At 41.9% G+C, this 23,144-nt stretch carries 20 protein-coding genes; 1 reads left to right on the top strand and 19 read right to left on the bottom strand.

Translation table 11 applies throughout. The features are described from left to right. Positions 1-110 precede the first annotated feature (110 nt). A complete protein-coding gene (locus AC57BQ_RS26330; protein ID WP_496409076.1) occupies positions 111-1,775 on the top strand; it encodes an SUMF1/EgtB/PvdO family nonheme iron enzyme in 1,665 nt (554 codons plus the stop codon). 320 nt (positions 1,776-2,095) lie between these two features. Here AC57BQ_RS26330 and AC57BQ_RS26325 read toward each other — a convergent pair whose 3' ends face one another. The 19 genes from AC57BQ_RS26325 to AC57BQ_RS26235 all read right to left on the bottom strand — a co-directional run bounded on the left by AC57BQ_RS26325 (position 2,096) and on the right by AC57BQ_RS26235 (position 23,137). Next, the gene (locus AC57BQ_RS26325; protein WP_496409075.1) at positions 2,096-3,508 is read right to left on the bottom strand and encodes a RagB/SusD family nutrient uptake outer membrane protein; all 1,413 of its coding nucleotides are present in this window, start codon (positions 3,506-3,508) and stop codon (positions 2,096-2,098) included. A 15-nt stretch (positions 3,509-3,523) separates the two neighbouring features. Continuing rightward, a complete protein-coding gene (locus AC57BQ_RS26320) occupies positions 3,524-6,583 on the bottom strand; it encodes a SusC/RagA family TonB-linked outer membrane protein (protein ID WP_496409074.1) in 3,060 nt (1,019 codons plus the stop codon). 127 nt (positions 6,584-6,710) lie between these two features. Beyond that, positions 6,711-7,208, bottom strand: coding sequence for an acyl-CoA carboxylase biotin carboxyl carrier protein subunit (locus tag AC57BQ_RS26315; protein ID WP_496409073.1), 498 nt, complete (start codon positions 7,206-7,208; stop codon positions 6,711-6,713). 112 nt (positions 7,209-7,320) lie between these two features. Then, complete coding sequence (locus tag AC57BQ_RS26310) at positions 7,321-7,935, bottom strand: DUF4159 domain-containing protein (protein ID WP_496409495.1); 615 nt, start codon at positions 7,933-7,935, stop codon at positions 7,321-7,323. A 44-nt stretch (positions 7,936-7,979) separates the two neighbouring features. Further along, positions 7,980-8,687: a 16S rRNA (uracil(1498)-N(3))-methyltransferase gene (locus tag AC57BQ_RS26305; protein WP_496409072.1), complete on the bottom strand. Its 708-nt coding sequence runs from the start codon at positions 8,685-8,687 to the stop codon at positions 7,980-7,982. A gap of 88 nt (positions 8,688-8,775) precedes the next feature. After that, positions 8,776-10,116: a hemolysin family protein gene (locus AC57BQ_RS26300; protein ID WP_496409071.1), complete on the bottom strand. Its 1,341-nt coding sequence runs from the start codon at positions 10,114-10,116 to the stop codon at positions 8,776-8,778. Positions 10,117-10,123: 7 nt separating this feature from the next. Next, positions 10,124-10,669: an inorganic diphosphatase gene (locus AC57BQ_RS26295; RefSeq protein WP_370997112.1), complete on the bottom strand. Its 546-nt coding sequence runs from the start codon at positions 10,667-10,669 to the stop codon at positions 10,124-10,126. 18 nt (positions 10,670-10,687) lie between these two features. Further along, the gene (locus tag AC57BQ_RS26290) at positions 10,688-11,329 is read right to left on the bottom strand and encodes a DedA family protein (RefSeq protein WP_496409070.1); all 642 of its coding nucleotides are present in this window, start codon (positions 11,327-11,329) and stop codon (positions 10,688-10,690) included. 57 nt (positions 11,330-11,386) lie between these two features. Continuing rightward, complete coding sequence (locus AC57BQ_RS26285) at positions 11,387-12,763, bottom strand: NADH-quinone oxidoreductase subunit N (protein ID WP_496409069.1); 1,377 nt, start codon at positions 12,761-12,763, stop codon at positions 11,387-11,389. 49 nt (positions 12,764-12,812) lie between these two features. Then, positions 12,813-14,285, bottom strand: coding sequence for a complex I subunit 4 family protein (locus AC57BQ_RS26280; RefSeq protein WP_496409068.1), 1,473 nt, complete (start codon positions 14,283-14,285; stop codon positions 12,813-12,815). 23 nt (positions 14,286-14,308) lie between these two features. Then, on the bottom strand, positions 14,309-16,225 hold the full coding sequence (nuoL, locus tag AC57BQ_RS26275) for an NADH-quinone oxidoreductase subunit L (RefSeq protein ID WP_496409067.1): 1,917 nt from the start codon (positions 16,223-16,225) through the stop codon (positions 14,309-14,311). Positions 16,226-16,333: 108 nt separating this feature from the next. Then, positions 16,334-16,663, bottom strand: a complete 330-nt coding sequence (nuoK, locus tag AC57BQ_RS26270) for an NADH-quinone oxidoreductase subunit NuoK (protein WP_090473564.1) — start codon at positions 16,661-16,663, stop codon at positions 16,334-16,336. A 2-nt stretch (positions 16,664-16,665) separates the two neighbouring features. Further along, positions 16,666-17,163: an NADH-quinone oxidoreductase subunit J family protein gene (locus tag AC57BQ_RS26265; protein WP_090473565.1), complete on the bottom strand. Its 498-nt coding sequence runs from the start codon at positions 17,161-17,163 to the stop codon at positions 16,666-16,668. A 58-nt stretch (positions 17,164-17,221) separates the two neighbouring features. Next, positions 17,222-17,719 carry a NuoI/complex I 23 kDa subunit family protein gene (locus AC57BQ_RS26260; protein ID WP_419699959.1) on the bottom strand — a complete coding sequence of 166 codons (498 nt, stop codon included), beginning with the start codon at positions 17,717-17,719 and terminating at the stop codon, positions 17,222-17,224. A gap of 4 nt (positions 17,720-17,723) precedes the next feature. Continuing rightward, the gene (nuoH, locus tag AC57BQ_RS26255; protein WP_090473566.1) at positions 17,724-18,770 is read right to left on the bottom strand and encodes an NADH-quinone oxidoreductase subunit NuoH; all 1,047 of its coding nucleotides are present in this window, start codon (positions 18,768-18,770) and stop codon (positions 17,724-17,726) included. Continuing rightward, positions 18,770-19,759 carry an NADH-quinone oxidoreductase subunit G gene (locus tag AC57BQ_RS26250; RefSeq protein ID WP_369829207.1) on the bottom strand — a complete coding sequence of 330 codons (990 nt, stop codon included), beginning with the start codon at positions 19,757-19,759 and terminating at the stop codon, positions 18,770-18,772. The genes nuoH and AC57BQ_RS26250 overlap by 1 nt, the downstream gene beginning before the upstream one ends. A 167-nt stretch (positions 19,760-19,926) precedes the next feature. Next, positions 19,927-21,291: an NADH-quinone oxidoreductase subunit NuoF gene (gene nuoF / locus AC57BQ_RS26245; RefSeq protein ID WP_496409066.1), complete on the bottom strand. Its 1,365-nt coding sequence runs from the start codon at positions 21,289-21,291 to the stop codon at positions 19,927-19,929. Between the two features lie 117 nt (positions 21,292-21,408). Next, entirely contained in the window at positions 21,409-21,933 is a 525-nt protein-coding gene (locus AC57BQ_RS26240; protein WP_496409065.1) for an NADH-quinone oxidoreductase subunit NuoE family protein, read from the bottom strand. Continuing rightward, entirely contained in the window at positions 21,926-23,137 is a 1,212-nt protein-coding gene (locus AC57BQ_RS26235) for an NADH-quinone oxidoreductase subunit D (RefSeq protein WP_496409064.1), read from the bottom strand. Before AC57BQ_RS26235 ends, AC57BQ_RS26240 begins: the two co-directional genes overlap by 8 nt. Positions 23,138-23,144: the final 7 nt, after the last annotated feature.

Below are 23,144 nucleotides of genomic sequence, written 5' to 3'. Positions count from 1 at the left end.
TTTCGTTCAAATGTCTGATAATAGTTTGAATTATTTTGAATAATGGTTTATACGCAGTAGCATTATACCCATTTTTTTCTAAATTTACCTTATAATATAACCGTAAAAATATGAAAATACTTTTTACTAAATCTGCTTTCGTGCTGTTGGCTGTAAGTGCCGTGGTAAGCAGCTGCAGTAAACAACACGAAACTTCGCAAAAAACCGGGATCACTTATAACGACAAAAACAATGGTGGTTATGTACGATTCAGGCAAACCCATCCCTCACCAGGGCCCGGTTTGGTGCCCATTGAAGGTGGTACTTTTGTGATGGGTGGCAGTGCAGACCAGGATGTTGCTTACGACTATAATAATGTAAAACGCAGGGTAACCGTTCCATCTTTTTACATGGATGAGACCGAAGTATCAAACCAGGATTGGCTTGATTATCTGCATTGGACAGCTATTACTTTTCCAAATGACAGGGAGTTATATTATGATGCTTTGCCCGATACATTGGTATGGCGTAAACCATTATCATACAATGAGCCTTATGTAGATAACTATCTGCGTCATCCCGCGTTTCAGGATTATCCTGTAGTGGGTGTAACCTGGGATCAGGCGCAGGATTATTGCCAATGGCGTACCGACCGCACCAATGAGAATATCTTACGCGAATCGGGCAAAATGGTAGCCTGGAAAGATTTGAATGGTGGCAAAAATGGCCAGCCGGCGGCATCATCAGAGCCTTACAATAACGATATGTACCTTAACGGCCAACAAAGAGGCCCCGGATTTGACGGAAAGAAAATGATGCCGGATCTGAGTCCTAACGCGCAGGCTGGCACTGGCAAAGGCAATAAACCCGTAAGGCCCGTACGTATGGAAGATGGTATACTGAAACAAGGATACCGCCTGCCATCAGAGGCCGAATGGGAATACGCTGCGCTGGCTTTGGCAGGCAATACCCAGTTTGAAAATATCGACGACGGTAAAATGTATCCATGGAATGGCCTGGGTGTACGCTCTGCCAAGAGTAAAACCCGGGGCTTAATAATGGCCAACTTTAAACGTGGTGCCGGCGATAATGCTGGTGTTGGAGGTTACCTGAATGATAAGGCGGATATCACTGCGCCAGTACGTTCATATGCACCAAACGATTTTGGTTTGTATAACATGGCTGGTAATGTAAACGAATGGGTTGCTGACACTTACCGCCAAACCTCATTTGAAGAGTTTGATGACTTTAACCCGTTCCGTGGCAACGAATACACCAATAAACGTTTAGCCGACCCATCAAAAGGTCTTTACGCCAAAGATAAATACGGTCGCCCGATCAAAGATCCGGCAAAAGCCAATAGAAAATTAAAATACAGTGAGCTTTTAGCCTTACAAGGCCAACGTCCAGATTCGACAAACGCCACACAGGCTGCCCCGGCAGCTAATGGCAGCGTGGCTGCTGCTAATGCGGCAAGTGCTAATGCACAATTAGCTGTCCGCAATTCGGGTAAAGCATTTAATCCCGATTTGAGGGGCGATAAAGACACCGTTAACCTGGCTTTATACGGAAATACTACGCTTGTTAACAACCGTTCAAAAGTTTACAAGGGAGGTTCCTGGAACGATATGGCTTATTGGTTAAATCCGGCCAGCCGCCGTTTTATGGATCAGGATGAGGCCAGTGCTGAAGTTGGTTTCCGCTGCGCGATGACCCTGGTTGGCGCACCTGAAATTTATCCTACCGGCAAACCCCACTATGGTGTTAAAAAAGCTAAAACTTTTAAATCAAGGTAAGAACATTACAAACTATCGTATAAACAAAAGATGCCGCTCAGTTATTGAGCGGCATCTTTTGTTTATACGCATATTTCAAAACCATTTGAAGAAAGGGCTTTTTTGTCATCCATGTAATGGCATAGACCAGGTTAAGTAGGCTATATTACAGTACGTACATCTGTGTTTCTATGATTTGGCCCCTGTAATAACACATGTATTTAACTCCAACTCTAACGCAAAGACAAATGATATAGGTTACCCCAATACATCCCGAACAACAAAAAGCCCCGGCCTTATGTATAAGGCCGGGGCTTTTTGTTTTATTTTTATGAAGGCATTTATTGATAACCTTCGTTCTGCGTTAAATTTGGATTTGCATCCCGCTCACGTTTAGGTATCGGAAATATCAATTTTGGTGAGTTCCAATGAAAGGTTTCTACCGGGTTACCATCGCCGTCTATTGAATTGGTATCTTCCTCATAACGCTTTAAATCGCCCAATCTTACACCCTCAAAAGGAAGCTCAACACGACGCTCCCGTTTCATCACCACAAATAGGGAATCCTTTACGACCGCTGGTGTGTTGGCCAATTTTGCTCTGTTTCTTACAACATTTATATCAGCTGTTGCTCCTGCCAGATCAGTAGTAGCCTTCTGAAGTCTTGCTTCTGCTCTGATCAAATAAATCTCAGCTAAACGAATGGTAATTACGTTACCAAAGGTATTGTTAAACTTGGCTGTAAAAGGGCCATTTGTAAAATCGTAAAACTCATTGGCACGATCATCACCGGCTTCATACCGCGCCAGATGTTGCGGATAAATATATGTTTCTCCACGACCTGCAAAATCGGCACTTGCATAAACTTCATTTAATGCGTTAAATCCAGCCTGGGGTGAAATTTGAATTGCAAATATGTCTTCGGTAGAGTTAAATACGTGCGTAGCTTGTGGTGGATTCTGAAATTCGTCGGAGAAGTGTTCAACCAGTTTAAAAAGCCCGCTGTTAATGATCTTTGTGGCTTCTGTTTCTGCCAAATCATATTTTTTCTGCGTAAGGTAAATTCGTGCCAGTACAGCTGATGCTGATGAAGAACTCGCATACGGTGGATTGCTCCCGGCAAGATTAGCTTCGGCACTCGTTAAATCAGCTATTGCCTGTGCGTAGATTTCGGCAACGGTGTTCCTTTTAGGTTTTTGTATTCCTGGTATTGTTGTTGTTGGTATTAATATCAAAGGAACAGCCAGGTTTATTGTTGGATCGCCATCATTCCAGGCCTTTCCAAATGCACGGGCTAAATCAAAATAAGTCATACCTCGCAAAAATTTTGCTTCTGCCTGAACCCTTGTTCTTTTGCCTTTAGCTGTATCAACCAAAGTTATATTGGCCAAAACCGTATTACAAACACCAATGGTATTATAACCCGCATCCCATACCCCCTCAACAAAGGTATTATTGATAGTTACTTTTTTATTATCAAGTTCGGTATAATCAGAAAAAGTACCTTGATATGAGAAATCACCATCATCCGCTAAAAAATCTGTACTTGACTGCAATCTGCCACCATAAAGTCCCCTTAAGCCCGCTGCGGTGTAAGCCCCGATAAGCACACCTTCCACATCTTTTGATGTTTTTAAAGCCAGATCCGATTCTACAGAATTTTGAGGCTTAATATTTAACTGCTTTTGACAGCCGGAGTTATATAGCATTGCTAACGTACTTAATGCTATTATTGAATATTTTATTTTTTTCATCTTCTTCAGCTTAAATTAAAATCCCACGTTAATACCAAAAGTTATTGTTTTAGCCTGCGGGGCTGCATAAAAATCATAGTTTTGAGTAATGTTGCCAGAAAATGCATCAGAATTTAGCTCGGGATCCCAACCTTTATACTTGGTCCATGTAGCTAAATTTGTTGCCTGCGCATAAATTCTTAAACTATGTAATTTAATTTTCTCCAACACTGCTTTTGGGAAATTATACCCTAAAACAATATTCTTTAAACGCAGGTACGACCCATCGCTTAAATATCTTGAACTGGGGTTTATACCGTTTCCACCAAATAAACGAGCCTCGGGCACCATAGTAATATCACCCGGCTTTTTCCATGATTGAAGCTGATCAATAGTTTGATTATCAGCTCCATTATTAAAGCCAACTGACATGTATTGGCCACCTCCGTTATAAATTTGGTCACCATTTACTTCCTGCAATAAAAAGCTAAAATCAACACCTTTATAGCTTATAGTATTATTTAAACCAGCAATAAATTTAGGATTAGGATTGCCAACAACCACAGGATTTGCCTTGTTGTAATCATTTGTAGTCTCTTTATTTAGCTTTCCCCCTCCCAGATCGTTATTTTTATAATATAGTGCGTCACCAGTAGCTGGATCAACACCGGCAAATTCCACAGTATAAAATATACCCAATGGCTGGCCTTCAACAGCCCGATTCACAGCATCACCACTTCCTGTTATAACTTGCCCCTTTAGGTCAGTAATTTTATTTCGGTTTACCGAGAAGTTAAAGCTGGTTGTCCACGTTAGTTCTTTACCCACAATATTCTTTGAATCTATCTGTAACTCAAAGCCTTTGTTTTGCAATTTACCAAGGTTTTGGGTTATGGTTGTAAAACCAGATGTAGCTGGTACTTGTACATTCAGCAACAGATCTTTAGTTTTCTTTAAATAAACATCAAATTGTCCGGATAAGCGTCCGTTAAAGAAACCAACATCTAAACCGATATCTGATTGAGCAGTAGTTTCCCATTTCAAATCGGGATTAGGTAATTGAGTTGGTCTTGAACCGGCAACACCGGCATAGCCAAACTCTGAAAATAATCCGCGTGATGGGAAATTACCAATTTCAGAGTTACCTGTTAAACCATAACTCGCCCTCAATTTCAATTGAGATACGAGTTGCTGTTGTTTCATAAAGCTCTCTTCTGAAACAATCCAGCCTACCGAACCTGCCGGGAAGAAGCCATACCGATGATTAGCACCAAATCTTGATGATCCGTCAATACGTCCACTTAATGTTAAAAGATATTTTTCATCGTACTTGTAATTTACCCTGCTGAAATAAGAGAGTAAAGAATAAGCCGTTGAAGTGGATGAACCGGCGGTAATATTAGCCGAACTATTTAATTTTTTATAGGCATCACTCGGGAACTGCTGACCTGTAATTGAGTTAAGATCATTTTGTTGACGCTGATAAGTCATCCCGCCAACAGCATTAATATTACTCTTGCCAATATCCTTAATAAATTGTAAAAAGTTATTGGTGTTAAAATTCACCGATGTTACAGATGAGTTAAAGCCTGCTCCGTTTGGCGTGCCCGAGTTACGGGATGTTAAACTACCCGCATAGTTGTCTTCACTTGAGTTTAATATATCTACACCCACCTCTGAACGAAAGCTTAATGACGGAAGTATTTTTATCTGGGCAAAAACGTTCCCAAGGTTCCTGTAGTCTGTTGTATTAAAGTAGCTGTTTTGGGAATTCAACAGCGGATTAAAATATATAGGAAAATTGGAGTTTGGAAGACCGGTAGTCGGATCAAGTGCACCACTGGTTAAGCCTGTACGCGGGTCAATAACCGGCGTAATTGGCGATAATGCAACAATTTGCTCTGGAGTTGAAAACTGATCATCATTAGACAAACGATAGTTTTTTGTACGCGACACACTCAAATTGGCGCCTACCTCTAACCATTTGTTGGCCTGGTTGCTGATATTAGTTCTTAAACTATATTGATTAATCGCATTACCGATCAAAAATCCTTTCTGATTATTGTAAGTACCGGATATATAAAACTTTGTTTTTTCGTTACCGCCAGATAACACCAGGTTATAATTTTGCACCGGTGCATGTTGGGTTATTTCTTTCTGCCAATCGGTATTTACTGCATATGTTTTATAATTATCGCTACCGGCGGCATATCTCTGCAATCTTGCGGCAATAGATGCAGCGGAATATCCACCTGCTAAACCCGCAGCAGTTAACGCTGTAACATATTGTTGTGCATTTAAAAACTCACGATCATTGGTTGGCTTACTAAAGCCATAATACTGATTGTAGGTTACTTTTGTATCACCCGCCTTGCCTTTTTTGGTAGTTACTAAGACTACCCCATTTGACGCTCTTGAACCATAAATTGCAGCTGCCGAAGCGTCTTTCAATATATCAATGGATTCAATATCATTTTGGTTAAGATCCACCAGCGGATTGGTTGATGCTCCATTGGTTGAAAAATCATCAACCGTAATAGGCAAACCATCAACTACGTATAAAGGTTGGTTACCTGCCGATACTGATGAAGCGCCTCGAATACGTACCTGGATACCCTGGCCTAACTTACCATTCTGGGCTTGTATGTAAACACCCGGTGTTCTGCCTTGTATTGCCGATTCTAAGCTGGGTACGGGGATATTTTCAATATCGGCACCTTTAATCTTTGATATCGATCCGGTTAACGTTTGCTTGCTTTGCGTACCGTAACCAACCACTACAACTTCGGTAAGTTGTTTTGAGTCTGATTCCAATTGCACATTCAGTGGCTTGCTACCGATTGGCAATTCGGCGTCTTTAAATCCAAGAAATTTAAAAACCAGCACCTTTGCGTTAGCAGGAACCGTAAGGTTGAACGTCCCATTCACACCGGTTTGAGTGCCTGTTCCCTGAGCCCCCTTCACAGTTACACTTACCCCAGGTAAGGGCGAACCGTCTTTCTGATCTGTTACTTTACCTGTAATAACACGGCTTTGTGCTAAACCAAATGTAATACAAGAAAACAACAACAAAATTGTTAGTAAATTTTTCTTCATGTAGTGAAATATTAAATTGAGAAAAGTAATTTAATAAAAAATGAATAAACAAACAATAAAAACCATAAAAAAACGTTGGCTTTTTTGCGATTTACATCAAATAATGCCCAGGAAGTAGGTGAGTTTATTAAAATCCCATCAGGATCTGTCCCTTCTCTACTTTATCACCTGCCTTTACTTTTATACTCTTTATAGAAACATCCGCCGGCGATTTGATGATGTTTTCCATTTTCATGGCTTCCAGTACCAACAGGTTATCACCCTTTTTAACTTCATCACCTTCAGCGACAAAAACTTTAAGTACCATACCCGGCATCGGGGCTTTTATTTCACTCACCCTGGTGCTATTCAGGCTACTTAAGCCCAGTTTATCCAGCAATACATCAAATTGATCTTTGGCGGTTATTGAATAAGTATTGGTGTTTATTTTAATCTCGGCAGTTTTATCAGAGCTGTTAAAACTAACCACTTCAACCCGGTACGATCTGTCATTTTCAATAACATGATATATCCCCTCTCCAATATGTTTAATATCCGGTTCGGTTTTGGTATTGTTTACCAACAGGTTCTCTCCGGTTCGGTTAACTTCAATATCATGCCGATTATTTATCTTGAGTTGATACATGCCTGGGGATTAGTGATTAAGCCTTGATTTGCTTAAATCTAAGAAACAATTATTATAAATCTACCATTTATTAGTTCACAGTAAATATGCGAATATCACTATTCCGGATTTTCTATTGCGTAAATATGTATTGAATCAAGTTTGCGCCCATTTTCAATGCTTTTAAGCGCGCTTCCTGTGTATCGCCGGCATAGGTGCCATAATCTTCCCAACCATTGCCCAGATCGCACTCATAGGTATAAAAACACACCAGTCTGCCTTTGTAAATAAGTCCGAAGCCCTGCGCCCGTTTACCATCGTGTTCATGAATTTTAGGCAGGCCATTGGGAAAGGGATATTTTTGATGATAGATGGGATGGTTAACCGGCAATTCCACAAAATCAAGCTCCGGGAAAACCTTTTTCATTTGCGGACGAATAAACTTATCGAGGCCGTAATTATCATCGATATGCAAAAAACCACCTCCGGTTAAATACTTGCGCAGATTGTGTGCCTCCTGATCGGTAAATATTACGTTGCCATGGCCGGTCATAAAGGTAAAGGGGTAGTTAAATAAGGAGGCGCTACCAACTTCTACTACATCATCATCGGCCTCAAAGTTGGTTTTTAAATTTTCGTTACAAAATTTGATCAGGTTGGGCAATGCGGTTCGGTCGCCATACCAATCGCCACCCCCATTGTATTTAAGTCTGGCAATTTTATAGGCAGGATTATTAAAACCGCTCATGAATATAATGGCAGCAAAGGCAAAACAAAATATTTTAGCAGTTTTCATACACGGTTTAAAAAGTTCACCTCAAAACAGGCCTCAAGTGCAGCTGTTTCGGTACGCAGGCGGCTTTCACCTAAAGTTATGGGTTTAAAACCGTTTTGCAAAGCACTTTCAATTTCGGCGGGTGTAAAATCACCTTCAGGTCCTATCAATACCAGGTAGCGGCCATGCGGTAGTAACTCATCACGCAAGCTAAGTTTTTCGCCGGGTTCGCAGTGTGCGATAAACTTTTGTCCATCAAACGGGCGTGATAAAAGGTCATTTAGCTTTACCGGTTCATTTAAAACCGGATGGTAAGCTTTAATAGATTGCTTGATAGCAGCTGTAATGATCTTCTTTAAGCGATCAACTTTAGCTTCCTTACGCTCTGACCGTTGACTGATGATCAATGATACCTCATCAATACCAATCTCGGTAGCTTTCTCCAGGAACCATTCCAGGCGTTCAATATTTTTGGTAGGGGCTACTGCTAAGTGCAGGTAATGGTTGCGTTTGTTATAGTTCTCTGTAACCGAAGTAACTTGCAGTATGGTGCGTTTAGGATGGGCATCCTGTATCACCGCGGTATAAAAGCCACCCCGGCCATCAATCAGTTGTACTTCGCTGCCTGCCTCCAGCCGTAATACACGGATAGCATGTTTGCTTTCTTCTTCACTAAGAAAATATTGCGGGTGCGAGGGTGCTATATCGGGAGTATAAAAAAGCATAAAATCAAAAGCTGAAAGCTCAAGGCTTAAAGCCAAAAGCCTGAATACATAAAGCTTTGTGCTTTCAGCCTTAAGCTTTCAGCATCACTCAGTGTAAATCTACCGCATCTTCTTCATTTATCAGTAACTCTAACTTAACTGATTCAATGTTTTGATCGGATTTACGCAACACGGTAATATTATATCCGTTTGATTCTTTTTGTTCGCCTACATCTGGGATTTTGCCAAATATATCTCCCAGCCATCCCGATACAGTATCAAAGTCGCCATCTTCCGGAAGATCATGCGGCAAATGTTCGTTCACATCATATATAGGGGCAAGCGCATTCACGATAAATTCCCGGTCGTTCACTTTTTCAACAATAGGCTTTTCCTCATCGTACTCGTCCTGTATCTCACCCACCAATTCTTCTACAATATCCTCCAACGTAACCATACCCGCGGTACCACCAAATTCGTCAAGCACAATGGCTATCTGAATCCGTTTCTGCTGCAGCTCGGCCATCAGATCGTTGATCTTTTTAGTTTCAGGAATAAAATAGGGCTTGCGGATAATGTTTTTTAGTACGATCTCTTCATTGCGGGCCAGTAGCGGTAAAATATCTTTGGCGTGTACAATTCCAATGATCTTATCGATCACATCATCATAAACAGGCATACGTGAATATCCTTCGGTGATGATCATATCCAGCAGTTCTTCTTTAGTGGAACTGATATCAATGCCAGATATTTTTGTACGGGGCACCATGATGTTCTTAACCACACGCTCGTTAAAATCAAACACGTTCTGAATCAGTTCGTGTTCATTTGAATCCAAAGCGCCCGATTCTTTACCCTGTTCAAGCAAGTATTGTAATTCTTCTGAGCTATGGTGGGCCTCTCCGCCTTCTAAGGTATTAATACCCAAAAGCCTCAAAATAAAATTAGCGAACCCATTTAACAACCATATCAAAGGTTTGAAAAACACAAAGAAAAACCTAAGCGGAAGAGAAACCGCCAGCACGGTACGTACCGATTTTTGAATGGCTATTGATTTAGGGGCAAGCTCACCAAACACAATATGCAATACGGTAATAAAAGTAAAGGCTAAAATATGACTGGCGGTAATAAAACCACTGGAAAGTGTTATCCCAATAGACAGAAAACCCCTGATCACAATATTGGTGGCTACTTCTTCGCCCACAACACCTAATGCCAGTGATGCTATAGTAATGCCTAACTGTGTTGCAGCCAGGTAACCATCCAGATTGTGCAATATACCACGTGCAACCTTGGCAACCCCGCTTCCCGATTTAGCCTTTATTTCAATTTGTGAACCCCGTACCCTTACCATGGCAAACTCCGCGGCTACAAAAAAGCCGTTGAGCAAAACCAGCAACACGGTTGCAATTAAATAAAGGGGGCTTATTTCGTAATGCGCGGGGTCCATCTATTAATTATTGCGTGACAGGAAAAGTAGTCTTATACAATTCCAAACTTTCTTGTATCACTTTATGTGCGTAACGAACACCGAGTAAATGTTCAATGGTTACGTTTTTACCTTCCAGTTTTTTGTAATCTTTAAAGAAACGAACGATCTCGGTCATGGCATGCGGGGGCAGCTCATTCAAATCGTTGATATAATTTACCGACATATCATTTTTGGCTACTGCAATGATCTTATCATCTTGCTCGCCATTATCAACCATGTGCATCACACCTACAACTTTGGCCTCGATGATCGACATCGGGAATACGTCAATAGAGCATAACACCAGGATGTCCAACGGATCTTTATCATCGCAATAAGTTTGCGGGATAAAACCATAGTTTGCCGGGTACATTACCGAAGAAAATAAAACACGATCAAGCTTTAATAAACCTGAATCTTTATCAATTTCATATTTGGCTTTTGAACCTTTGGGGATCTCGATGATTGCATTAACAATTTCAGGGATATTTTCGCCAGGAGAAACCTGGTGCCAGGGGTGCTGTGTACTCATTTAGTAGTTGTATTTATATTATTTATTTTCTTTTGCTTCTAATATTTTCTTTCTTATGTAAGCTACTATCAAAGGAATTGATGTAACTATGATCAATCCTAAAACAATGTATTGCAGATAATCTTTTAACTGCGGAAAGCGTTTCCCCAGAAAAAAGCCGCTCAGGGTAAATGCGCATACCCAAGTTACACTGCCTATAAAGTTAAATAAAGTAAACCTCTTTATATCAACCTTTACCACACCTGCAAATATAGGGGCAAATGTTCTAACTATAGGGAAAAATCTGCCTAAAATCAACGCCATGCCACCGTACTTATTATAAAAATCGCTGGCCAGTGTCACGTATCGTTTTTTAAAGAACAGGGAATCATTTTTATTAAACAATACCGGCCCCGTTCGATATCCGAACCAATAACCAGCAAAGTTACCTAATACTCCGGCACCAATAAGCGATAAAACCAATGTGGATATAGTTACATCAACCTTCCCTGCCGCGCACAGCAGACCTGCCATGAACAGCAGATAATCTCCCGGTAAAAAAAAACCAAAAAACAGGCCGGTTTCAGCAAACACAACAACAAGCAAGAGATAAAAGCCCCCCCTGCTTATAATGGATTGAGCGTCCGTTAAATTTTGAAGGTATTCCCAAAAACTTTCCATTCACTATATCTGTAAAACTACAAATATTAAATCAATTTGCAGTTATCCAGTTATTGATTAAATGAACCTGGCAATAAAATCCGGATAAACACCGATAAGAATAGTTACCAGTGCCGAAATGATAAATACTATTTTATAGTAGGCAGGTACCACCAGTTCGGTACGATCAGCCGTGCGGAAATACATGGCGATAATAACCCTGAAATAGTAAAAAATACTGATAATGGCGTTTATTACCGCTATAATAACCAACCAAACATGATATTTGGCCAGCGCTGCGGAGAACATGAAGAACTTACCCATAAAGCCCGCGGTGAGTGGTATACCTGCCAATGAAAGCATGGCAATAGTTAATACCAATGCCAGGAAAGGATTACTTTTTGCCAAACCATTAAAGCTTTCAAAATTATCGCTGCCACTTTGTTGCTGTACCAATATTAAACTGCCAAAAGCAATGATCGAAGCTATAGAATAAGCCGTAGCATAAATAAATACCGAATTAGCCGAGCCTGAGCCTAAAGCTACTATAGCAAAAAGCAGGTAGCCAGCGTGTGATATGCTCGAAAAAGCCAGCATGCGTTTAAAGCTTTGCTGATAAAGGGCGGTGATATTACCGATAAACAAAGTAATAACAGTGATAACCAATATTACAGGGACCCAAAAATCAGACAATGGCGCAAAGCAGGCCGAGAACAGGCGCAGGAAAGCGGCAAAGCCCGCGGTTTTAACCACGGTTGACATGAACGCGGTAATCAAGGTTGGTGCTCCTTCATATACATCCGGTGTCCAGAAATGGAAAGGGGCAGCGCCTACTTTAAAGCAAAGACCAACAATGATCAATACAATGCCGGTGTAAAACATAGGGTCGGCATGCGGATGGGCCAAAACCCAGTCGCGGATTACTTCCAGGCTAAATGAGCCTGTTGTTCCGTACAATAATGTGATACCAAACAACAGGAAACCTGTTGAAAAAGCACCCATTAGAAAATATTTTAAAGCCGCTTCGTTCGATGCAAAATCACTTTTCTTGATACCTGCCAGTATGTATAAACTTACTGACATGATCTCGATACCGATAAATAACATCACCAGGTTATAGAACGATACCATCACAATGATACCTGCCAACGAAAACAGGATAATAGCATAGTACTCCGCTATATGTTTACTTATCCTATCAAAATATCCTTTTGAAAGCATCAGGATAAGTATAGTTGCAATAATGGTGATCCCCGAAAACGCGATAGCAAAATTATCAAACATCATCATACCGTGGTATATAGGCAAGGCAACATTATTCCATTGGGCAATGGCTAAACCTAAGGCCGCCAGCAAACCAATAATAGTAACCGGTAATAATGATTTTGTAGCCTTATACAAGCCCAGGTACAAAAGCACTATTGGTAAAACAGATATGATGATTAAAGTATTCATTTATGTGAAATTCTAAATCCTAAGCTCTAAAACGAACCTTCAGTTTTCTTTAATAAGTTTTAATGTTTATTGAATGTATTAAATTATTAACAGCAGCCTCTGATATATGCAGGATAGGATGCGGATAAACACCTATTGCGATGATCAGCACGCAAATAATACATAAGGTCAGTTTCTCGGATCCGCTAATGTCAGTAAAAGTAGCGGTTAGCTCGTTGGTTTCGCCTTGCATTACATTTTTGTACATCCGCAGCATATATACCGCACCAAAAATAATGGTTAAACCAGCAACTGCTCCCAATGCTATATTGAAATAATGATAGGCGCTGTATTCAAACACACCGTTAAGCAGTAAAAACTCGCCCACGAAACCGTTGGTTAAAGGCAAACCAACTGTTCCCAGCACTATAATTAAAAAAGCTATTGAAAATTTTGGCGCAACTTTGGCAATGCCACCAAGCTGGCTGATATCGCGGGTATTTAACCTACGGCTAATGATATCCCAGATAAAGAACATACCTACTACGTTGATCCCGTGGCTAAGCATCTGGATCATAGCTCCTTGAACACCTATCGATGTCCAGGCAAATATCCCCGCGGCTATTAAACCAACGTGTGCTATGGACGAATAGGCGACTAAGCGTTTACCATCTTTTTGGTTAAAGGCGATCAGCGAAGCATATATGATACCGATCACCGCTAATATCATGACCAGGGCTTGCCAATGCATAAAGCCTAAAGGTGCATTTGGGATTAACCAGCGGATAACACCATAGATACCCATCTTAAGCATAATACCCGATAACAGCATGGTACCCGCTGTAGGCGCTTCGGTATAAGTATCCGGTTGCCAGGTATGGAACGGGAACAGAGGCATTTTAATAGCGAAGGCCAGGAAAAATGCCCAGAACACCAGCGACTGATGCTTAGCATCCAAACCTATGCGGTAAAATTCGTGGATATCATAATTTTTGCCAGGGGATTGCAAGTACAGGTAAATGATACCTACCAGCATAAATAACGAACCGGCAAACGTGTATATAAAAAACTTAATGGTAATGCGGATGCGGTTTTCGCCACCCCACAGGGCACATATAAAATAGATCGGGATCAACGCGGCTTCCCAGCCTACGTAGAACAAAAATCCGTCTAAAGCAGTAAATACAACCAGCAAACCAGCTTGCATAAATAATATCAAACCGTAAAAAGCGCCTTCGTTGTTATACTTGTGCTGATAGGTTGATAAAATAATAAGCGGTAAAAGCAGTGTGGTTAACAGCACCATGATCATGCTGATACCATCGATACCGGCACTAAAGTAGATACCAAATTTGGGTATCCATGGAACGTCAATAGCAAACTGGGTAGTTGCATCGGGTATAAACTTGCTTAAAAATAAGCCGGCAATTACCAGTTCGGCAACTGAGAAAAATAATGCAGCGTGTTTAGCGGTCCCGTTTTTTAATAAGGCTACTATAACTGCGGCTACTACTGGTAAAAATATTAATATACTAACGGTCATGTTATATGGTAAACGCTTATCGTTTATATTTTAGTTAATCCAAATATGCTATACGCCAATACAGCAATAATTCCAAGTACCATGATAAATATGTAGAAACCTACATTACCGGTTTGCAATAAGCGCAAACCTTTACTGGTTTCAATAGTACCCTTGCCTAATCCGTTCACCAAACCATCAATACCCAGGCGCTCCACCACGTTATAAAAGAAAGTGGACAGAAAATCCAAAGGTTTACGGATGATCAAATCATACAGCTCATCGATATAAAATTTGTTATAGGATATGCTGGTGAGTGCCGGGCGTTCTTCGGTATCCGCCACCGGCAAACTGCCACCCTTTACATATTTAAAGTAAGCATAAGCTAACGCGATCAAAGCTACCAGTACCGATGTACCCATCAGTATAAATTCTGTATTGGCTTGTAGATGATGCTCGCCCAAAATAGCATTTGATTTCTCGAACACCGGTGCCAGGAAATGTTCCAACTCATGATGGCCGCCTAAAACTTCGGGCACACCGATCATACCACCGATCATCGAAAGAATGGCCAGTACAATTAACGGGATAGTGATGGTTGCCGGCGACTCATGTACATGGTGCTCCTGCTCATGTGTACCGCGGAACTTTCCATAAAAAGTAAGGTACAACATCCGGAACATATAGAATGAAGTCAGCATAGCGGTAAATACACCAATCACATAAAATGTGGTGCTATGCGCATAAGCATGAGCCAGGATTTCGTCTTTTGAAAAGAAACCAGAAAATGGAGGGATACCCGATATCGCGATAGTACCTATCAGCATGGTAGCAAAGGTTATTTTGATCTTACCTTTCAAGCCCCCCATTTTGCGCATGTCCTGCTCGCCACTCATAGCATGGATCACCGAGCCCGCGCCCAGGAATAATAAAGCTTTGAAGAAAGCGTGTGTTAATACGTGGAAGAAAGCGCCTGTGTAAGCACCAACACCCAAACCTAAAAACATATAGCCCAATTGTGATACGGTTGAATAGGCCAGTACCTTTTTAATATCAGTTTGTGTTAATGCAATTAATGCAGCGAACAATGCCGTTGCCAAACCAATGATGGCTACTACCTCCATAGTAAACGGAGACAGGGAATAGAAAATATTGGAACGCGCTATCATGTATACACCAGCTGTAACCATGGTAGCCGCGTGTATCAGTGCCGATACCGGCGTTGGGCCGGCCATCGCGTCTGGCAGCCATGTAAATAAGGGCAACTGGGCCGATTTACCAACAGCACCTACAAAAAGCAGTAAAGTTATAGCCGTTAAGGGCCCTGTTTGACTGGCCGTTAAACTAGCTGCTTTAGGAAATATGATAGCAAAATCAATGCTGCCAAAAATATGTATGATCAAAAATATGCCTAATAAAAAGCCCAGATCACCTATACGGTTCATGATAAAAGCTTTCTTAGCGGCATCGGCATAACTTGGATTGGTATACCAGAAACCGATAAGCAGGTAGGAGCATAAACCTACACCTTCCCAACCGATGAACATGATGAGATAATTTGAACCCATCACCAATAAAAGCATAAAGAACACGAACAGGTTCAGGTAAGCAAAGAATTTACCAAAGCCTTTATCATCGTGCATATACCCTATCGAATACAGGTGGATGAGGAAACCAACACCTGTGATGATCAACAGCATGATAGCACTCAACTGATCAACCAGGAACGAGAAAGATATTTTTAGCGTGCCAACAGAGATCCAGTCGAAATAAGTAACATTAATAGGATGACCGCTTGATTTGATCTGGAAGAAAACTGCGAGGCTTAAACCAAAAGACACCAGTACCAGCAGGCTGCCAATAAAGCCAATTACGTTTTTTGATAATGAATTGCGGCCAAGTCCGTTAATAATAAAACCGGCTAACGGTAATATGGGAATAAGCCAGATGTATTGATTCATGTTTTATACGTTGTACGTTTTATGTTGTACGTGATACGTGAATATTTTACGTAACGCGTTTATATTTTTATAGATGACAGATCCGAAATTCCGAAATCCGAAATCACTCTACCACTTCAGCCTGTTCAGTACGTTGATGTCAACCGAGTTGGTATTACGATAGATCATCACAATGATGGCTAATCCTACCGCAACTTCCGCGGCAGCTAATGCCATAATAAAGAACACGAAAACCTGTCCGCTGGCATCACCACGGTAAACCGAGAAAGCGGTAAGCAATAGGTTAACCGCGTTAAGCATCAGCTCAACCGACATGAAAATCACGATAGCATTGCGGCGTATCAATACGCCCATTACCCCTATCGAAAAAATAATGGCGCTTAATAATATATAATGATTAAGCGGTACCGCGTGTAGGGTATTTGTTAAACTATCCATTATTATGCAGTTTTAGGGTCTTTAGTAGCCAGTAAAACAGCGCCTACCATTGCCGATAACAGCAATACAGACGATACTTCAAATGGCAGTAAAAATTCATTAAACAATACTTTGCCCAGGTTTTTCACCAGGCCCAGATCGGGGTTTTTTAAGATCACCGGGTTTGATGTGGCTATCAGTTTTAATGACGATGCCAAAGCTACCGCCAGGATACCTCCGCCAAACACACCTGCTATTTTTATCATAAATGGCTTTACTGGCTCACTTTCCTTGTTCAGATTGATGAGCATCAGCGTGTACAGAAACAATACCAGGATAGCGCCCATATACACAATAAAATTAACGATGGCCAGGAACTGGGCATTCAATAAAATATAGTGAATGGTGAACGTAAAAAAGGTAAGTATCAGGTAAAGGATACTATGTACCGGGTTTTTGGCCGAGATAACCAGTATCGAAAAGAATATGGACAAAAACGCGATGAAGTAAAATGTACTCATGTTTATATTTACAAAATACCCTTTCCCATTAAAGTTTGGGCAAAGGTATAAAACTTCTTTATTGATTTAAGGGGGCCTCTACTAATTTGTCTTTACCGTAAATAAAATCCTTCCTCAAATAGTCGGCAGGTACAATATCACCGTCAAGATATATCGCCTCTTTAGGGCAAGCCTCTTCACACAATCCGCAGAAAATGCAACGCAGCATGTTTATTTCGTAAACAGCGGCATACTTTTCTTCGCGGTACAGGTTCTCTTCACCTGGCTGACGCTCTGCTGCCGTCATGGTGATGGCTTCTGCCGGGCATGAAAGCGCGCACAATCCGCAGGCAGTGCAGCGTTCCTTACCATTCTCATCACGTTTCAGGGAGTGCATGCCACGAAAGTTCTCAGAAAATTCGCGCTTCTCTTCAGGATAACTGATCGTAACCGGTTTCCTGAAAAAGTGCTTCATGGTAGTAGCCAGGCCACTAACAATGGCCGGCAAGTAAGCACGCTCCATAAAATTGAGTGGCTTTACTTCCAGTACTTTTTTCTTATTGCTTAATGATTCCATTTTATTAAAATCCAAAGTGTGTAAGTAATGTACTACCAATACCGGTAAGCACAATGTTGGCAATGGCCAATGGTATCAATATTTTCCAACCCAAATCCATCAACTGGTCATAGCGGAAACGCGGGATAGTCCAGCGAACCCACATGAAAAAGAAGATGAATGAGATAATTTTTATAAAGAATACGCCAACCCCGATCAGCGGACCTATAGCCGGACCTGTATGGGCCAATACCCAATCCATACCCGGATAATTGTAACCGCCCCAATACAAGGTAGCCATAACTGCCGATGAGATAAACATATTGATATACTCTGCAAACAGGTAAAAACCCAGTTTCATAGAGGAGTATTCGGTATGATAACCACCTACCAACTCAGTTTCGCACTCGGGCAAATCGAACGGTGTACGGTTGGTTTCGGCAAAGGCACATACGATGAATAGTATAAAACCAAGTGGCTGCCTTAATACATTCCAGTGCCAGCTATGTTGTTGCTCGGCAATTTCGCGCATGCTTAAAGTACCGGTTAACATCAGCAAAGCGATGATGGATAAACCCATCGAAATTTCATAGCTGATATTTTGCGATGCCGCGCGGATAGCACCCAATAAGGAATATTTATTGTTTGATGCCCAGCCACCTATCATTACGCCATACACACCTAATGATACAACACCAAAAATGTACAACACACCAACGTTAATATCAGTTACCTGCAAGTCGATACTGTGACCGCCGATAACCATTGTTTGCCCCCATGGAATAACAGCCGAACCTATACAGGCGGTCAATATAGCCAGAGAAGGCCCAACAATAAACAGGAAAGGTGTTGCATTAGTTGGGATGATCTCTTCCTTTAAAAACATTTTGCCACCATCGGCCAGGGGTTGTAAAATTCCCCACGGACCGGCACGGTTAGGACCTATCCTATCCTGGAAAAACGCGGCAACTTTACGTTCGGCATAGGTGGAGTACATAGCCATCACCAGACTGATAACGAAAATGATCAGTATCAGGCCAATTTTAATCAGTATATCTGCAGTTGATCCCATTATAAGCGTGTGTCTCGTTCAAATTGTTCTTTATTCGCTTCCATCAGTACCGGGTTGGTTTTAACCACCGGCAGCGGTATAAATTCGTAGTGATTTGAGCTGATCACTGATTTATGCGATATCTTGCGTGGGCCTTCAATTACCCAGTCGGCTGTTTTCTTTTTATCAAAACGGCAGGTATTGCAAATAAACTCCTCTACCTCGCCATAAACATCTTTACGACCGGTTACCCTGATCACATCCTCGCCTTTATACCATAAAGTGGTTTTACCACAGCATTTATCGCAATCGCGATGCGCATCTACTGGTTTGGTAAACCATACCCTGTTTTTAAAGCGGAAAGTTTTATCAGTTAACGCTCCTACCGGACAAACGTCGATCACGTTGCCCGAGAAATCGTTATCAATAGCTTTTGATATATAGGTAGAGATCTCGGAATGATCGCCCCTGTTCAGGATACCATGTAAACGGGTATTGGTGATCTGATCGGCAGTAAACACACAACGGTAGCACAAAATACAACGGGTCATGTGTAACTGTATCTTATCGCCGATGTCAATTTTTTCGAATGTACGACGGTCAAACTCGTAGCGGGTTTTAGCTGCGCCATGTTCAAAACCTAAGTCTTGCAAATGACACTCACCAGCCTGATCACATACCGGGCAATCCAGCGGGTGATTGATCAATAACATTTCAACCACACCTTTACGTGCCTCAATCACTTCGGGCGAGGTAATATTTTGCACTTCCATACCATCCATTACCGTGGTACGGCATGATGCTACCAGTTTAGGCATAGGGCGCGGGTCTTTTTCAGAGCCTTTGCTTACTTTAACCAAACAGGTACGGCATTTACCACCGCTGCCTTCCAGCTTGGAGTAATAGCACATCGCAGGCGGAACAATATCGCCCCCGATCTGCCTTGCGGCATTCAGAATGCTTGTTCCCGGTTCTACTTCAACGGGTATCCCGTCTATGGTTACTTTCATTGACATTTTATATAACGTCCTTGTATAAACTCTAAATTCTAATTTCTAAACCCTAAGGTTTTAGAAACCTTCATTATTCTTTGATATGTCATTGCGAGCGTAGCGTGGCAATCTCCTCAACTTGTATGCGAGGAGATTGCTTCGTTCCTCGCAATGACATATTTTATTTAAGCTGTAGCTGATTCCAACTTAGGAAGCGGATCAGCATAATGAGCCAAACCGTAATTCCTTGTTGTTGCTTCTGAAGCATTAGTTACGTGCCATTCAAATTCATCCCTGAAGTGGCGGATAGCGCTGGCCACCGGCCATGCTGCCGCGTCGCCCAGCGGACAAATCGTGTTTCCTTCAATTTTTTTTGAGATATCAACCAACAGGTCCATATCACTTTGTTTACCATGACCGTATTCTAAACGGTGCAATACTTTTTCCATCCATCCGGTACCTTCACGGCATGGCGAACATTGTCCGCAGCTTTCATGATGATAAAAACGGGCGAAGTTCCAGGTATTACGAACGATACAGGCATCCTCGTCATACGCAATAAAACCACCGGAACCCATCATGGTACCCGTTACAAAACCACCATCAGCTAATGATTCGTAGCTCATTAAGCGAGGTTCGTTGTTAATGGTCTTCAGGATGAGGTTGGCTGGTAAAATAGGTACTGATGAACCACCGGCTACAACCGCTTTCAGACGTTTGCCATTGGCAATACCGCCGCAATATTCGTCGGAGTATAAAAATTCTTCAACAGGTAAACCCAGATCAATTTCGTAAACACCTGGTTTTTTCAGGTTACCACCGGCTGATATCAGCTTTGTTCCTGTACTGCGACCGATACCTAGTTTAGCATATTCGTCGCCACCTTCGTTGATGATAGGTACTACCGCCGCTATAGATTCCACGTTGTTTACCACAGTTGGGCAACCATATAAACCAGCAATAGCCGGGAATGGTGGTTTAATACGCGGGTTACCACGTTTACCTTCCAATGATTCCAGCAAAGCGGTTTCTTCGCCGCAAATGTAGGCACCACCGCCTGGTTGCACATAAAGCTCCAGATCGTAACCCGAGCCTAAAATATTTTTACCTAAAAAGCCTTTAGCTTTTGCTTCAGCGATAGCTCTTTCCAGGATCCTGATCTGCGGCATCATTTCGCCGCGAACGTAGATAAATGAGGTATTGGCTCCTAATGCAAAACTCGATGTGATCATACCCTCAATGAGCAGGTGAGGGATATAGGTCATCAGGTAGCGGTCTTTAAAAGTACCGGGTTCCGATTCGTCGGCGTTGCAAACCAGGTAACGTGCCACACCCTCTGGCTTAGCCAAAAAGCTCCACTTCATACCGGTTGGGAAACCCGCACCGCCACGACCACGTAAACCCGACTTCTTCACTTCTTCTACCACCGCCTCTGGCGACATGGTTTTCAAAGCTTTTTCAACAGAAGCGTAACCACCCTTTGAGCGGTAAACATCAAAAGTATTGATGCCGGGTACGTTTATATGTTCTAATAATAATTTGCGACCCATTTGTTTAAATTCTAATCTCTAAATTCTAAAAGCTAAATACTAGTCTCTAAATTCTAAACTTTAATTACTAAATTCTAAACCCAGATTTTTAGTCCTTAATCCTTTGTCTTTAAATCCTTAATCTCTTTTTCCTGCTGTTAAATCGCCGATCAATTTATCTACCGAATCGTTAGTTAAATTCTCGTAAAAAGTATATTCAGGGCCAATTTGTAAAACCGGACCGAATCCGCAAGCCGCCAAACACTCTACACCACGCCAGCTAAACAGGCCATTGGCGGTAACTTCACCCTCTTTTACACCCAGCTTTTGCTCAATATGATCCATGATCTTTTCGGCGCCTACCAGGCAGCAACCGCTGGTACGGCAAACCTCCAGTACATATTTGCCTTGCGGGCGTAAAAAGTACATGCTATAAAACGAAGCTACTTCATATACCTCAATTGGTAATATCTCCAAATAGGCCGCCACCTTATCCATTGCAGGGACACTTGTCCAGCCAAATTCGGCCTGTACCAGGTGCAATATCGGCAGTAAGCCCGATTTTTGTTTTCCTTTAGGATAACGGCTTACGATATCATCAAATTTACTGATCAGTTCCGGCGAAAAATCAACCGGTACCTGAGTATCTTCCACTTTAAGCATCTAACTCTCCGGCTATAACGTTTAAACTACTCATGTTAATAATAGCGTCTGATAATAACATACCGCGGCTCATTGGCGCATACATCTGGTAATTGATAAAGCTTGGCCTGCGGAAATGCAAACGGTATGGGCTGCGCCCGCCGTCATTCACCAGGTAAAAGCCCAGTTCGCCATTGGCGCCTTCTACTGAATGATATACCTCGGTATTCGGGGTTGGAATTTCGCCCATCACAATCTTAAAGTGATAGATGAGGGCTTCCATGTTATTATAAACCTCTTCTTTTGGAGGCAGGTAAAACTCAGGCACATCGGCATGGAAAATGTCGGTTGGCTCTTTTTCCAGTTTTACCAGGGCTTGCTCAATAATGCGCAGGCTTTGCCACATTTCTTCGTTACGTACCAAAAAGCGGCTGTAAACATCGCCATTGGTACCCACAGGCACTTCAAAATCAAAATCTTCGTATGATGAGTATGGGTTCATGGCCCTTACGTCATAATCAACACCGGCTGCACGCAATAACGGACCGGTCCAGCTATAGCTCAACGCGGCTTCGGCAGTAACGGCGGCCACATCTTTGGTGCGGTCAACAAAAATACGGTTACGGTTAAACAGCGATTCAAATTCTTTCAGTGTAACCGGGAAGTTCTTCAGGAAGGCACGTAGCTTAGCAAAAGCGATAGTATTAAAATTACGCTCAAAGCCGCCTATACGGCCAATATTGGTAGTGAGGCGCGATCCGCAGATCTCCTCATATATTTCATAAATAGACTCACGGTGCTCCATCATGTACAGGAAACCTGTAAACGCGCCGGTATCCACGCCCAATACACCGTTGCAGATGATGTGGTCAGAGATACGGGCCAATTCCATGATGATCACCCTAAGGTAATCAACCCTTTTTGGAGTGGTGATACCCAACAACTTTTCAACTGTCATGTGCCAGCCCATATTGTTAATGGGTGATGAGCAATAGTTTAAACGGTCGGTAAGCGGGGTTATCTGGTAAAAAGGGCGGTGTTCGGCAATTTTTTCAAACGCGCGATGTATATAACCAATGGTTGATACGCCACTTACAATTCTTTCGCCGTCAAGCTGCAGCACGTTCTGGAACACACCATGGGTTGCAGGGTGCGTTGGCCCCAGGTTAAGGGTCGAAAGCTCGTTTTGCGGATCGTTGTCTGTATATACAGGATGATTTTGCATCAGTATA

Source organism: Mucilaginibacter sp. BGA-UO-ETr-C110, from assembly GCF_059567985.1.
The sequence above is the reverse complement of the archived record's forward strand: the minus strand, read 5'-3'. Positions and strand labels throughout refer to the sequence as shown.